Raw genomic sequence first — 13,086 nt, forward strand, 5'->3', positions numbered from 1 at the left:
AACATTTGACGAACCATAACTTCAATATGTTTATCGCCTGTCTCTTATACACATCTAGATGTGTATAAGAGACAGGGTTGTTCCTTATGATGAACGCAAAAAACTCACAACTGAATAACCGCTATTACTTTAGCTATTTTAGATAGGTTTGTATTCATCATGATGGGTACAAACCTGTCTCTTATACACATCTAGATGTGTATAAGAGACTACATTTTTGAATATTCAGAATATTCGACGATTTATTATTGACATCTCATTTTTCTTAACGTATACTAATTTACATCTTAATCAAGTGGAGGTTGTTCCTTATGTTGAACGCAAAAAACTCACAACTGAATAACCGCTATTACTTTAGCTATTTTAGATAGGTTTGTATTCATCATGATGGGTACAAACAACTTGAGTGTTTTTTGTATCTATGATGGCTAGAGCATTTCGATGTACCACCGGCCGCATAGAGAAATCTAAGTGGCTGAAGAATCATACTATTTTTGTATTCGTATCACCCACTTAGAGTTTCGACAATTCTAAGCGGGTGATTTTTTTATGAAAAGGATGTCAGCATCTCTTTTCACAGTTTGTTTAGGTCAAAAATTTAAGCCGACTATCGCTACACTTGTTTAGAGGAATGATATACGGCTTGAAAATCAAACTTATTTTTCCGCTTTTTGGAAAAATAAATTCTTTAAAATGAAAAAGGAGAGATAATTATGAAAAAAGCAGTATTAGCAGGAATTGGATTGGTAAGTTTATTAATGTTAGGGGCTTGCGGCAACAAAGAAGCAGCCGGCAATGACGAAGCGAAAAAAGTCGGAGTTTTACAGTTGGTTCAACACCCTTCTCTAGACAATGCCTATGAAGGCTTCAAAGAAGGTTTAGCTGAAGGCGGATATAAAGAAGGCGACAACTTAAAAATCGAATATCAAAATGCACAAAACAATCAAGACAATCTAAAAAGTATGAGTGAAAAATTGGTCAAAGACGAACCCGATTTACTTTTAGGCGTCGCTACTCCAGCCGCTCAATCTTTATTGAACACGACAACCGAGATTCCGATCACCGTTACTGCCGTTACCGATTTAGAAGAAGCGAAATTGGTTAAAAGTGATAAAAAACCGGGCGGAAACGTAACAGGGACAACCGATATGGTTCCGATCGATAAACAAATCGATCTATTATTATCAATCGTTCCAGAAGCAAAATCTATCGGGATCATGTACAACGCAGGTGAGGCCAATTCAAAAATCCAAGCCGATCTTGCTGAAAAAGCATTGAAAAAAGCTGGCGTTGAAGTAAAAGTAAAAACAGCCAACACAACAAATGATGTTCAACAAGTAACGGAATCTTTAGCAAATGAAACAGATGGGATCTACGTACCAACGGATAATACCTTCGCAAGTGCTGCTTCGGTCATTGGCGATGTGGTAAAAGAAAAGAAAATTCCATTAGTTGCCGGTTCAACTGAACAAATCGACGGCGGCGGCTTAGCTACTGTTGGGATCGACTACAAATCACTTGGTAAACAAACTGGAAAAATGGCGGCGAAAATTTTAGACGGTGATGCAAAACCTGAAGATACACCAGTGGAATCTGCTGATACGCTTAAATTAGTCGTTAACAAAGATATGGCAAAAGCCTTAGATATTGATCCAGATAGTATCAAAGAACCTAAATAAAAATATTTAAAACTGCTTCACACAGAAAGAAGGAAGAATCATGAACGTTATCACTTTGTTATTATCAGCGACGTCACAAGGTATGCTCTGGTCGTTACTAGCGATTGGAGTCTACATGACTTTTCGTATTTTGGATATTGCCGATCTGACCGCCGAGGGAAGTTTCCCCTTGGGCGGCGGGATCGCTGCGATTGGGATCGTTAATGGCATGCATCCTGCTCTAGCTACTTTGTTAGCATTCGGCGGCGGTATGCTGGCCGGATTAGTTACTGGGATCTTGAATACAAAATTCAAAATCCCGGCGCTGCTAGCTGGAATTATCACTATGACTGGCTTGTATTCCATTACTTCGCGGGTGATGGGGGCACCAAACATCGCTTTATTAGGCGAAAGCACTGTTTTTACAGCCGCACAAGATATGGGCTTGAGTAAAAATAATGCGGTTATCTTAGTGGGCCTGTTAATTGTCCTGCTGGTTATTTTGCTGCTAGTCCTCTTTTTCCGCACGGAGATTGGTTTAGCTGTTAGAGCAACCGGTGATAACCCCGATATGAGTGAAGCCAATGGAATTAAAACTGAAAATATGAAGCTTTTGGGCTACATGATCTCAAACGGCAGCATCGCTCTTTCAGGTGCCTTGTTAGCTCAAAATAACGGCTTTGCGGATTTGAACTCCGGAGTCGGTACGATCGTTATTGGGTTAGCTTCGATTATCATCGCAGAAGTTCTGCTCCATAATAAACCAATTCTTATTCGTTTGATTACGATCGTGGCGGGAGCAATTATTTATCGTTTCATCTTAGCGTTAGTATTTGAGTTGAACGTAGAGCCGACAGATTCTAAATTAGCTTCGGCGATCGTATTAGTTATTTGTCTATCATTACCGCAAATCCGTTCAAAATTTACCATTAAAACAAAGAAGAAAGGGGCTGACGCAAATGCAACCAGTATTAAGAATCAATAATCTTCATCAATATTTCGAACGCGGAACAGTGAATGAAAATCATGTATTGCGCGGCATTAATCTAAGCCTAGCCCCTGGCGAATTTGTGACTATTATCGGCGGAAATGGTGCAGGTAAATCAACCCTGTTAAATAGTGTAGCCGGTACGTTGCCGATCGAAGAAGGTCAAATGTTTTTGAATGAAGAAGACATCACGAAACATTCCGTAACACGCCGTTCAAAAAAAATCAGCCGGGTCTTCCAAGATCCTAAAATGGGGACGGCCGTTCGGTTATCGGTGGAGGAAAATCTAGCGCTGGCAATGAAACGCGGACACAAACGCGGATTTTCTCTAGGCGTAAAAAGTAAAGATCGCAGTTTCTTCCAAGAACAATTAGCGATGCTGAATTTGAATTTGGAAAATCGCTTAGATGCTGAAATTGGTCTGCTTTCTGGGGGGCAACGGCAAGCCATCACCTTACTGATGGCAACCTTGCAACGGCCTGATCTGATTTTACTAGATGAACACACAGCAGCACTTGATCCAAAAACTTCTTTAACTGTCATGGAGCTGACGGAACGTTTGATTCGTGAACAAGAGCTGACTGCCTTTATGGTTACCCATAATATGGAGGATGCGATCCAATACGGCAATCGTCTAATCATGCTCCATCAAGGTCAAATTGCATTAGATTTAAAACAAGCGGAAAAGCAGAATTTAACTGTGCCAAAATTAATGGAGCTTTTCCATCAAAACTCTGGTGTCGAACTTAAAGACGATGCCTTGTTATTGGGTTGATTCCCCAAAAGATTCTCCCTTCTTTCTTGGCAGGCTGCTTTTATGCAGCCTGTTTTTTTGTTACACTGAGCCCAGAATGAAAAATGATGGAGGTATCCCTTTGACAACAAAAGAGAAAGTCTTGGCACGTTTAAAAGCCGCAGAAGAAATTCTATCCGGCGAAGCCTTAGCTCAAGAATTGGGTGTATCCCGCACCGCTATCTGGAAAGCAATCAAAGAGCTGGAAAAAAAAGGCTACCAGATTCAACATTTAGCAAATGGCTATCGCTACCAGCCTTCAGATATTTTAGATGCAAAAGAGATCCAGGAACATATTAACCAAGCTGTCGACGTCACCGTTTTGGAAACTTCAGATTCAACTATGAAAGATGCGCAGCTAGCCGTTATGGAAGGCAAAAAATCCCCCTTATTGATCGTGGCGGATATGCAAAAGGCCCCGCGAGGACGCTTCAACCGTCCATTTTTTGCGGCGAAGCAGCAAGGGATCTATATGAGTTTATTATTGGAACCCAAAGAACAGCTGCAGGAATTGCCGCAATACACGATCTTAATGGCCGTCGCTGTCGCTGAAGCGATCGATGAACTATTAGGGGTCGAGAGTCAAATCAAGTGGGTCAATGACATCTACTTGAATCACAAAAAAGTAGTTGGAATACTATCCGAAGCGATGACTGATGTTGAAACCAATTCACTGAAATACATTATTATCGGTATGGGGATCAATTTTTCGATTCCACAGGAAAATTATCCTGAGGAGCTGCGTGAAAAAGCAACCTCCCTTTTTTCTGATGGAAAAGCAACGACTACACGAAATCAATTAATCATCAATATTTGGAATCGTTTCTTCGACTTATTAGCTGAACAAACAACTTATCTTGATTCCTATCGCAAAAAATCATTCGTGCTAGGCAAGAAAATTACGTTCAAGCGTAAAGACCAGCTGTATCTAGGTACCGCTGTTGCGATTACCGACATCGGGGAATTAGTTGTCGATTTGGGAGATGAGAAGGTTACTCTTTCCTCCGGCGAAATTAGTTTAAGCTCGATCCAATAAAAAAATGATGTGCCGCATTCGGGCACATCATTTTTTTATCGCATCGTTACAAATTCTTCACTGCCAGTTGGATGAATGGCAACCGTATCATCGAAATCTTTCTTCGTTGCTCCCATTTTGATCGCTACCGCAAATCCCTGCAGCATTTCATCAACGCCAATGCCGATCGCATGCAGACCGATGATCTTCTCTTCTTCGCCAACACAGACCAATTTCATATCACATTTTTGACGATAATCGCTTAATGCAAAATACATTGGCGTGAAGCGTGAATGATAAATTTTGATCTGATCTTTTCCATAACGCTCGATCGCATTATCTTCAGTTAATCCAATCGTTGCGATCGTTGGATGGGTAAATATCACAGTTGGTACATTTTCATAATCTAAAAATTCTTCGGACTTGCCATTAAATACACGTTCAGATAAACGACGCCCTGCAGCAATCGCTACAGGAGTCAAATCGATCTTACCGATGACATCACCAACAGCATAAACCCCTTCGCTCGTTGTGTTTTGATATTTATCGACAATCACAAAGCCCTTCTCGTTCAAGGTTACCGAGGTATTTTCCAAACCTAATTTATCAGTGTTAGGTAAACGGCCGCCGGCAAATAAAACCTTATCACCCGTTAAAGTATTGCCATTCTCAAAATGGACGGTGTACGTTCCGTCAGTATTTTGTTTAATTTCTTTTGCTACATGGTGATCATACAGCTTCATCTTGTTCTCACGATAGATTTCAACTAAGTTATCTGCCAGCATTTTATCAAAAGTCCGTAAGGGACGACTATGCCGGAAAGCCCAATGAACCTGGGTGCCCATTCCTTGCAATACGCCACTTAACTCTGCTGCGATATAACCGGCTCCCAAGACAACCACTTCTTTCGGTTGTTCCGTCAATTCAAAGAATCCATTCGAATCAATAGCCCATTCACCGCCAGGAATAGTCATCTGACTTGGTCGACCACCTGTTGCGATTAAAACATTCGGCGCTGTATATTCCTCACCATTTACACGAATGACATGATCGGATTTAAACGTGGCATATCCTTCGATCCGCTCAACGTTATTGCTATCCAGCCCGCGATAGTACGCGCCATGTAAAAAATCGATGTATTTTTCGCGTCGTGCAACCAGTTCCTTAAAATCAAATTTTTCCACGTCCGCTTGAACACCGTAACTAGGCGCATCCCGTTCAATCATCTCCAGCATACTGCTAGCTTGCCACATTACTTTTTTCGGCACACAGCCAACATTGACACAAGTCCCGCCGATTTTATTTCCTTCGATTAACAATACTTTTGCGCCATACATGCCCGCACGGTTTGCCGAAGCAATCCCGCCGCTGCCTCCACCGACAACGATGTAATCATATTCCTTCATTCAACTGCCTCCTAATTTATACTGATTAATATAAGTCTAATTTCACTATGTAAAAACTTTCTATCAACTGAACCTATTAAGCAACTGCTTCAGACCCAATACGTTCATTTTAATACATTCTGCTAAAAAAGAATTGCTTTTTGCCTATTCCGTTTGTGTTTGAGGTATTTCTTCATTCTCTGCTCTAAAAAAGACTGAGAATTTATTCCTCAGTCTTTTTTCTTACGTATCATATCTCCAGGCTTCACTGGTTGAGCCACCGGCATTGTGATGATCATCATTGGATTTGGTGCTCGATCGATCATTTCGCCTTCATCATTTTTCATCTCGGTAACCGTTTGTTCGAAATGATGGAAGTTCGGTCCATAAAATTCGATCTCATCGCCCACTCTAAAATGATTCCGTTGACGAACAGTGGCAATTCCACTCGCTTCATCATAACTTAAAACCTCGCCAATAAATTTATAAACAGGAATCTTCCGGCGTGGACCAAATAACTGTTCATTTTCCGTCGGTACATGGTAATAAAACCCTGTCGATAATTCCCGTTGAGCGACCTTCCACAATTCGTCGATCCATTCCTGCTTGCAGACATAATTTTCTGGATCAGAAATGTAACTATCCACGGCCGCTTTATAAACATTTGCAACAGTCGAAACATAATGAATCGACTTCATCCGTCCTTCGATCTTCAAACTATCAACGCCATTTTCGATCAAATCAGGAATATGTTCGATCATGGACATGTCCACGGCACTCATAGAAAACTCTTCTGTGACATCCCCGTTTTCGGTCAATGAACGATGCTCTTGGGCAAACGGCATATCAAATAATTCGTATTTCCAGCGGCATGATTGGGAACAGCCGCCACGGTTTGCATCCCGCATCGACATATGATTCGATAATGTACAACGTCCTGAATATGAAATACACATAGCTCCATGGATAAAGGCTTCAATTTGAACATCCGTATTCCGCCGAATTTCCGCCAGCTCTTCCATTGAGACCTCACGAGCTAAAACAACCCGTTCCAAACCTTCATTTTGCCAAAACTTCAATGTTTCAGCATTTGTTGCCGACGCCTGGGTTGATAAATGAATTTCTAACCCCGGTGCTTCAGAAGCACAAATTTCTATCAAGGCTGGGTCAGAAACAATTACTGCTGAAATTCCGATATCACGCAGCTTTTTGAAAAATTCTCCAGCGCCTTCTTCATTGCCTTCATGAGTCACCATGTTAGCTGCTACGTAAACTTTTGCGTTGTACTTATTCGCAAAAGCCACTCCTTCTTCCATCTCTTCAAATGAGAAGTTCCCCGCTCGGGATCGCAAGCCATAGGCATCCCCGCCGATATATACTGCATCCGCGCCATAATGAATCGCGGTTTTTAATTTTTCCAATGTCCCGGCCGGCGCTAAAACCTCGGGCCGCTTCAATTTTCTCTCTGTCATGTTGCTATTACTCCTATTTAATCGCTGTTGGGTCCAAATGATAAAAGCCAGTATCCATTCCTCGACCAACAGGATGATATTTTTGGATTTCTTGTTGCGCGCGAATTGCTTCCGCTTCGTTCCAAGTGCCCTTTTCAATTGCTCCTTTAGCTTCTGCAAAAACTTTTGCAATAGCTGTAAAATCTGTTCCTAGTGTAAATAAACCATCGAGTTTCCACGTTTGATAGCCTGCATGAGCTAATTCAGCCAACTCTTGAATTAAATTCAGATCATTATCAGCAAAAATATGGGTTCCGTGCTGATCCTCGTAGATTGAATAATGCGTGTCAGCCTTTTTCGGTTCTGAAATAAACAGCCCGCGTTCTTTTGAAGTCTCTTCTGCCTGCTTCGTATAATTGAAATAGTTATCCAACAGCGGTCTTTTCGATTGGTGAATACACGTAGCCCCATAGACTAATACTTCTACCGGAACATCAACATACTGCCGCAACTGCTGCATCTCTTCAAAAGGCACCTCACGAGCTAAAACAGCCCCTACCGCACCCTTCTTCTGCCAAAAATTAATTTGTCGTGCATTCGTCACCAAAGTTTCCGCATCATAAATATAAGGCAGATCATACTCTTGCAATAAATAGATCACACCAGTGTCGCCAACAACGACATGGTCCGGCTTCACCTCTGCTAAAAATGTCAAATACTCTGGAATTTTTTTCATCTTATCAGGATGCATGATACCATTTACAGCAACATTCACCTTTTTTCCTTGAGCATGGGCCATTTCAATCAAGGCTTTTTGTTCATCACGAGAAAAAGAATGCGGCAATCGCAAACCAAACTCTTCTTCTCCTATGTATAATGTATCTACGCCGGCAGCAAACAGGTCTTCAGCTTGCGCCATTGACTCTGCCGTCGCAATTAATTCGATCATGTTAGGTCCTCCTTTTAGACTTTCTCATACTATCACAGCTTCTCAAAGTTTCCAACTGACGGCATAAAAAAGAGGACAACGCCAATGCGTCATCCCCTGATTAATTAAACTTTTTCTGGAATTTTTTCTTCTTTAGAATTTTTTACAGTTAATGTCACCTTGCCCTTGCTGGCACCGATCGTCACTGTGTCGCCTAATTGAATTTGACCAGATAACAAAGCTTCCGCTAATCGGTCTTCAATCTCTTTTTGCAACGCTCTGCGAATTGGCCGAGCACCGTATTCAGGATCAAAACCAACTTTTCCAATCACATCATAGGCAGCTGGTGTGATCTTCACTTTGATTTCATGTTCCTTCATACGATCTAAGATAGAACGACTCATAATTTTCACAATTTCATGAATTTGTTCTTGATCCAATGTTTTGAAGACAACCGTTTCATCAATTCGGTTTAAGAATTCAGGACGGAAGGCTTTTTTCAATTCCTCCAGAATTCGTTTTTCCATCGCTTGATGATCTTTGGTAATATCCTTCACGTTGAACCCAACATTTTTTTCTTCGCGAATTTCTGTCGCACCAATGTTGGAAGTCATAATCAAGATTGTATTTCGGAAATCAACTTTTCGACCTTTTGAATCCGTTAAATGACCATCATCTAAAACCTGCAATAAAATATTGAATACATCCGGATGAGCCTTTTCCACTTCGTCTAATAAGATCACTGAATAAGGTTTTTGACGAATTTTTTCCGTTAATTGCCCGCCTTCTTCATAACCAACATAGCCTGGAGGCGAACCAATCAAACGACTCGTACTGTATTTTTCCATATATTCAGACATGTCCACTCGAATCAAAGCTTCTTCACTGCCAAACATTGCTTCGGCCAAAGCTTTCGCCAACTCTGTCTTACCTACACCAGTTGGACCTAAGAACATAAAGGAGCCGATTGGGCGATTAGGATCTTTCAATCCGCTTCGAGCCCGACGAATAGCACGCGAGATAGCCTGAACTGCTTCTTCTTGCCCGACTACTCTCTTATGCAGAACATTTTCTAAATCCAATAACCGCTGACTTTCTTTTTTCTCCAACTGTTGTAACGGCACACCCGTCCATTGAGAAACAACCGCCGCAACATCTTCATCAGTCACTTGATCAATATAACCGTTCTCTTGTTTTGCCGCTTTAATTTTTGCTTGTTCCAATACTTCGGCTAATTGCTTTTCACGCAAACGCAGACGCGCTGCTGATTCAAAGTCTTGATTTTGAATCGCTTTTTCCTTCTCCATCACCAATTCTTGAACTTCATCTTCTAATTCCGTGAGTTCCGATACTTCATCAGTAGAATCCAAACGAACTTTTGCGGAAGATTCATCCATCAAATCGATTGCCTTATCTGGCAACTGGCGTGAGTTGATATATCTTACTGATAGCGAAACTGCAGCATGCAGCGCTTCATCAGTTATTTCTACTCCATGGTGATCCTCATAACGCGGACGCAATCCTTTTAAGATTTCTTCCGCTTCCTCAGGTGTCGGCTCTTCCACTTGCACTCGAGCAAATCGACGTTCTAAAGCAGAATCTTTTTCAATATATTTTTGATACTCATCTAACGTCGTGGCACCAATTGTTTGCAGTTCACCACGAGCCAATGCAGGCTTCAAAATATTTGAGGCATCTATCGCCCCTTCAGCTCCACCAGCACCAATTAAAGTATGCAATTCATCAATAAACAAGATAATTTGACCATCATGATAAATCTCATCGATTACTTTTTTCAATCGATCTTCGAATTCCCCACGATATTTTGTCCCAGCAACTAAAGCACCCATATCCAACATCATCAAACGTTTTCCACGCATATCTTCTGGTACATCACCAGAAATGATCCGTTGTGCCAAACCTTCAACGATCGCCGTCTTACCGACACCAGGTTCACCAACTAATACAGGATTATTTTTCGTACGGCGGCTCAAAATTTGGACTACACGACGAACCTCACTATCTCTTCCAACTACTGGATCTAAGCGTTTTTCTCGTGCTAGCTTCGTCAAGTCACGAGCCAATCCATCTAAAGTTGGGGTTCCTTGAGAATTATTTTGTGCAGGTTTAGCCGCTGCTTTCCTCCGAGTCCCAGTACCTTGATTAGCATTTTGTACCTCATTGACGCCCATTTTCTTCAGTAAAAGCTGCCGCATCTTAGGCAAGCTCAAACCTAAATTCACTAAGATATGTGAAGCTAAGATTTCATCATCACGTAATAGACCTAACAAGATATGCTCTGTTCCAACTAATTTTGCATTGAAACGTTTGGCTTCATCATCAGCAAAAATCAAAATCTGTTTTGCTCTTGGAGAATAAGGAAGATAGCCACCTTCAGGATAAGACTTAACTGACCCGTAACCCGTCATATGTTCAATTTCTTCACGAATGTCATTTTCACTTGAATTCATTTGACGTAAGGTTTTACCCGCAATTCCCTGTTGTTCAATCACTAACGCTAGCAATAAATGCTCCGAACCAACCGAGCGGTGTTTAAAATATTTAGCTTCTTGTTGCGCAATCGCTAATACTGCTTTTGCACGTTCTGTATACAGCTGATCCATATCCCTCACTCCTTTTTCTCATAACTTAAACGTTCCAAAAATCCATGAAGAATTCTTGCCCGTAGCCTGTTTTCAATTTGACTGATACCAAGGACATTCTTCGATACTGCACTCAACATCAAGTTACCTTCGTTCTCAGTAATAATTTCTTCCTCAAATAATTTCTGAATGATTCCAAAAGCATTTGCTTCAGAAATTTCTGCTCCAAAAGAATCCATCAATTGTTCTAAAAAGTAATGCTGATCAGAAATCTTAACTTTACTTATTCGAATATAGCCTCCGCCACCTCGTTTACTTTCAACTAAATAACCGCGTTGAAAAGTAAAACGTGTATTGATTACATAATTTATCTGAGAAGGAACACAATTAAACAGCTGTGCCATCTCTGCTCTTCGAATTTCGATTATTTCACTATTCTCTAAAATATCTTTCAAGTAAGATTCGATCAAATCAGAGGTATTTCTGCTCATAATATCGCCTCCTATTGACTATTCCTGACCATAATTATATCGAACTTAGCGCATGAAATAAAGAAGAACGCCTTTCTTTAAATTAAGATAAAAAAAAAGAAGGCTTTCACCTTCTTTTTTGATCGGGAAGACAGGATTCGAACCTGCGACACCTTGGTCCCAAACCAAGTACTCTACCAAGCTGAGCTACTTCCCGATAAACAAAAAAACTACGCGCCCAAGAGGAGTCGAACCCCTAACCTTTTGATCCGTAGTCAAACACTCTATCCAGTTGAGCTATGGGCGCATATTTTTATTATGCCGAGGACCGGAATCGAACCGGTACGGTGATCACTCACCGCAGGATTTTAAGTCCTGTGCGTCTGCCAGTTCCGCCACCCCGGCGCTTTCCCCTGGTCTTCAGGAAAGCGGAAAACGGGGTTCGAACCCGCGACCCCCACCTTGGCAAGGTGGTGCTCTACCACTGAGCTATTTCCGCATGATGCCGGCTAAAGGACTTGAACCCTCGACCCTCTGATTACAAATCAGATGCTCTACCAACTGAGCTAAGCCGGCAACTACAAAAAAATAAAATGCGGGTGAAGGGACTTGAACCCCCACGCCGTAAGGCGCTAGATCCTAAATCTAGTGCGTCTGCCAATTCCGCCACACCCGCATATACTTATGAGCCGTACTGGGCTCGAACCAGTGACCCTCTGATTAAAAGTCAGATGCTCTACCAACTGAGCTAACGGCTCAAATGGGGGTTAACGGGTTCGAACCGCTGACCCTCTGCTTGTAAGGCAGATGCTCTCCCAGCTGAGCTAAACCCCCATAAGTTCGCGTGGCGACGTCCTAATCTCACAAGGGGCAACCCCTCACTACAATCGGCGCTAAGAAGCTTAACTTCTGTGTTCGACATGGGAACAGGTGTATCCTTCTCGCTATCGCCACCACACTACATATTTATCTGAGTAAACTTCGTTCACTCAAAACTGGATCAGAAACAGTTAAACAACCGTGAAATCATTTTAATTTTGGTTAAGTCCTCGATCGATTAGTATCAGTCCGCTCCGTACATCACTGCACTTCCACTCCTGACCTATCTACCTGATCTTCTCTCAGGGATCTTACTTTCTTTAAGAAATGGGAAATCTCATCTTGAGGTGGGCTTCACACTTAGATGCTTTCAGCGTTTATCCCTTCCCTACATAGCTACCCAGCGATGCCTCTGGCGAGACAACTGGTACACCAGCGGTAAGTCCATCCCGGTCCTCTCGTACTAAGGACAGATCCTCTCAAATTTCCAACGCCCGCGACGGATAGGGACCGAACTGTCTCACGACGTTCTGAACCCAGCTCGCGTGCCGCTTTAATGGGCGAACAGCCCAACCCTTGGGACCGACTACAGCCCCAGGATGCGACGAGCCGACATCGAGGTGCCAAACCTCCCCGTCGATGTGGACTCTTGGGGGAGATAAGCCTGTTATCCCCAGGGTAGCTTTTATCCGTTGAGCGATGGCCCTTCCATGCGGAACCACCGGATCACTAAGCCCGACTTTCGTCCCTGCTCGACTTGTAGGTCTCGCAGTCAAGCTCCCTTGTGCCTTTACACTCTGCGAATGATTTCCAACCATTCTGAGGGAACCTTTGGGCGCCTCCGTTACTCTTTAGGAGGCGACCGCCCCAGTCAAACTGCCCATCTGACACTGTCTCCCACCACGATTAGTGGTGCGGGTTAGAGTGGTCATAACACAAGGGTAGTATCCCACCAGCGCCTCTGTCGAAACTAGCG

9 protein-coding genes, 8 tRNA genes, 1 rRNA gene and 3 other annotated features are annotated in these 13,086 nt (G+C 42.3%); of the genes, 4 read left to right on the forward strand and 14 right to left on the reverse strand.

All coding sequences use genetic code 11. The annotated features are described in order from the left end of the window. Positions 1-713 precede the first annotated feature (713 nt). The 4 genes from A5875_RS12840 (at position 714) to A5875_RS12855 (ending at position 4,475) form a co-directional block, all read left to right on the forward strand. Entirely contained in the window at positions 714-1,679 is a 966-nt protein-coding gene (locus A5875_RS12840; protein WP_088933968.1) for an ABC transporter substrate-binding protein, read from the forward strand. A gap of 40 nt (positions 1,680-1,719) precedes the next feature. Beyond that, positions 1,720-2,643: an ABC transporter permease gene (locus tag A5875_RS12845; protein ID WP_088933969.1), complete on the forward strand. Its 924-nt coding sequence runs from the start codon at positions 1,720-1,722 to the stop codon at positions 2,641-2,643. Continuing rightward, positions 2,618-3,421, forward strand: coding sequence for an ABC transporter ATP-binding protein (locus A5875_RS12850; RefSeq protein WP_088933970.1), 804 nt, complete (start codon positions 2,618-2,620; stop codon positions 3,419-3,421). Before A5875_RS12845 ends, A5875_RS12850 begins: the two co-directional genes overlap by 26 nt. 100 nt (positions 3,422-3,521) lie before the next feature. Further along, positions 3,522-4,475 (forward strand): biotin--[acetyl-CoA-carboxylase] ligase, encoded by a 954-nt coding sequence (locus A5875_RS12855; protein ID WP_088933971.1) that lies wholly within the window; start codon positions 3,522-3,524, stop codon positions 4,473-4,475. 35 nt (positions 4,476-4,510) lie between these two features. On the opposite strand, the gene gor is transcribed toward A5875_RS12855, so the two are convergent. The 14 genes from gor to rrf form a co-directional block, all read right to left on the reverse strand. Further along, on the reverse strand, positions 4,511-5,860 hold the full coding sequence (gor, locus tag A5875_RS12860) for a glutathione-disulfide reductase (RefSeq protein ID WP_088933972.1): 1,350 nt from the start codon (positions 5,858-5,860) through the stop codon (positions 4,511-4,513). A 209-nt stretch (positions 5,861-6,069) separates the two neighbouring features. Then, positions 6,070-7,311, reverse strand: a complete 1,242-nt coding sequence (locus A5875_RS12865) for a peptidase U32 family protein (protein WP_088933973.1) — start codon at positions 7,309-7,311, stop codon at positions 6,070-6,072. A gap of 13 nt (positions 7,312-7,324) precedes the next feature. Further along, positions 7,325-8,239, reverse strand: a complete 915-nt coding sequence (locus A5875_RS12870; RefSeq protein WP_088933974.1) for a peptidase U32 family protein — start codon at positions 8,237-8,239, stop codon at positions 7,325-7,327. A 104-nt stretch (positions 8,240-8,343) separates the two neighbouring features. Beyond that, positions 8,344-10,842 carry an ATP-dependent Clp protease ATP-binding subunit gene (locus tag A5875_RS12875; protein ID WP_088933975.1) on the reverse strand — a complete coding sequence of 833 codons (2,499 nt, stop codon included), beginning with the start codon at positions 10,840-10,842 and terminating at the stop codon, positions 8,344-8,346. A 5-nt stretch (positions 10,843-10,847) separates the two neighbouring features. Continuing rightward, positions 10,848-11,315, reverse strand: a complete 468-nt coding sequence (locus A5875_RS12880; RefSeq protein ID WP_303393801.1) for a CtsR family transcriptional regulator — start codon at positions 11,313-11,315, stop codon at positions 10,848-10,850. A gap of 119 nt (positions 11,316-11,434) precedes the next feature. Further along, positions 11,435-11,508, reverse strand: a tRNA-Pro gene (locus A5875_RS12885). Between the two features lie 16 nt (positions 11,509-11,524). Continuing rightward, positions 11,525-11,598, reverse strand: a tRNA-Arg gene (locus A5875_RS12890). Between the two features lie 12 nt (positions 11,599-11,610). Beyond that, positions 11,611-11,696, reverse strand: a tRNA-Leu gene (locus tag A5875_RS12895). A gap of 22 nt (positions 11,697-11,718) precedes the next feature. After that, positions 11,719-11,790: transfer RNA gene (locus tag A5875_RS12900), tRNA-Gly, on the reverse strand. Between the two features lie 4 nt (positions 11,791-11,794). After that, a tRNA-Thr gene (locus A5875_RS12905) sits at positions 11,795-11,867 on the reverse strand. An 18-nt stretch (positions 11,868-11,885) separates the two neighbouring features. Then, positions 11,886-11,967, reverse strand: a tRNA-Leu gene (locus A5875_RS12910). Positions 11,968-11,976: 9 nt separating this feature from the next. After that, positions 11,977-12,049: transfer RNA gene (locus tag A5875_RS12915), tRNA-Lys, on the reverse strand. Between the two features lie 3 nt (positions 12,050-12,052). After that, a tRNA-Val gene (locus A5875_RS12920) sits at positions 12,053-12,125 on the reverse strand. A gap of 8 nt (positions 12,126-12,133) precedes the next feature. Continuing rightward, positions 12,134-12,249 (reverse strand): 5S ribosomal RNA (rrf, locus tag A5875_RS12925). Between the two features lie 91 nt (positions 12,250-12,340). Continuing rightward, positions 12,341-12,603, reverse strand: a sequence feature (23S ribosomal RNA rRNA prediction is too short). Between the two features lie 19 nt (positions 12,604-12,622). After that, positions 12,623-12,782 (reverse strand) — a sequence feature (23S ribosomal RNA rRNA prediction is too short). 19 nt (positions 12,783-12,801) lie between these two features. Beyond that, positions 12,802-12,970: a sequence feature (23S ribosomal RNA rRNA prediction is too short), on the reverse strand. Positions 12,971-13,086 lie beyond the last annotated feature (116 nt).

Source organism: Enterococcus sp. 3H8_DIV0648 (genome assembly GCF_002140655.1).
Taxonomy (GTDB): Bacteria; Bacillota; Bacilli; order Lactobacillales; family Enterococcaceae; genus Enterococcus_A; species Enterococcus_A hulanensis.

What these genes read in the sequence shown, in the direction of transcription:
- A5875_RS12840 (WP_088933968.1), top strand. Translation starts at nt 714, where the DNA reads ATGAAAAAAGCAGTATTAGCAGGAATTGGATTGGTAAGTTTATTAATG.
- A5875_RS12845 (WP_088933969.1), top strand. Translation starts at nt 1,720, where the DNA reads ATGAACGTTATCACTTTGTTATTATCAGCGACGTCACAAGGTATGCTC.
- A5875_RS12850 (WP_088933970.1), top strand. Translation starts at nt 2,618, where the DNA reads ATGCAACCAGTATTAAGAATCAATAATCTTCATCAATATTTCGAACGC.
- gor (WP_088933972.1), bottom strand. Translation starts at nt 5,860, where the DNA reads ATGAAGGAATATGATTACATCGTTGTCGGTGGAGGCAGCGGCGGGATT.
- A5875_RS12865 (WP_088933973.1), bottom strand. Translation starts at nt 7,311, where the DNA reads ATGACAGAGAGAAAATTGAAGCGGCCCGAGGTTTTAGCGCCGGCCGGG.
- A5875_RS12870 (WP_088933974.1), bottom strand. Translation starts at nt 8,239, where the DNA reads ATGATCGAATTAATTGCGACGGCAGAGTCAATGGCGCAAGCTGAAGAC.
- A5875_RS12875 (WP_088933975.1), bottom strand. Translation starts at nt 10,842, where the DNA reads ATGGATCAGCTGTATACAGAACGTGCAAAAGCAGTATTAGCGATTGCG.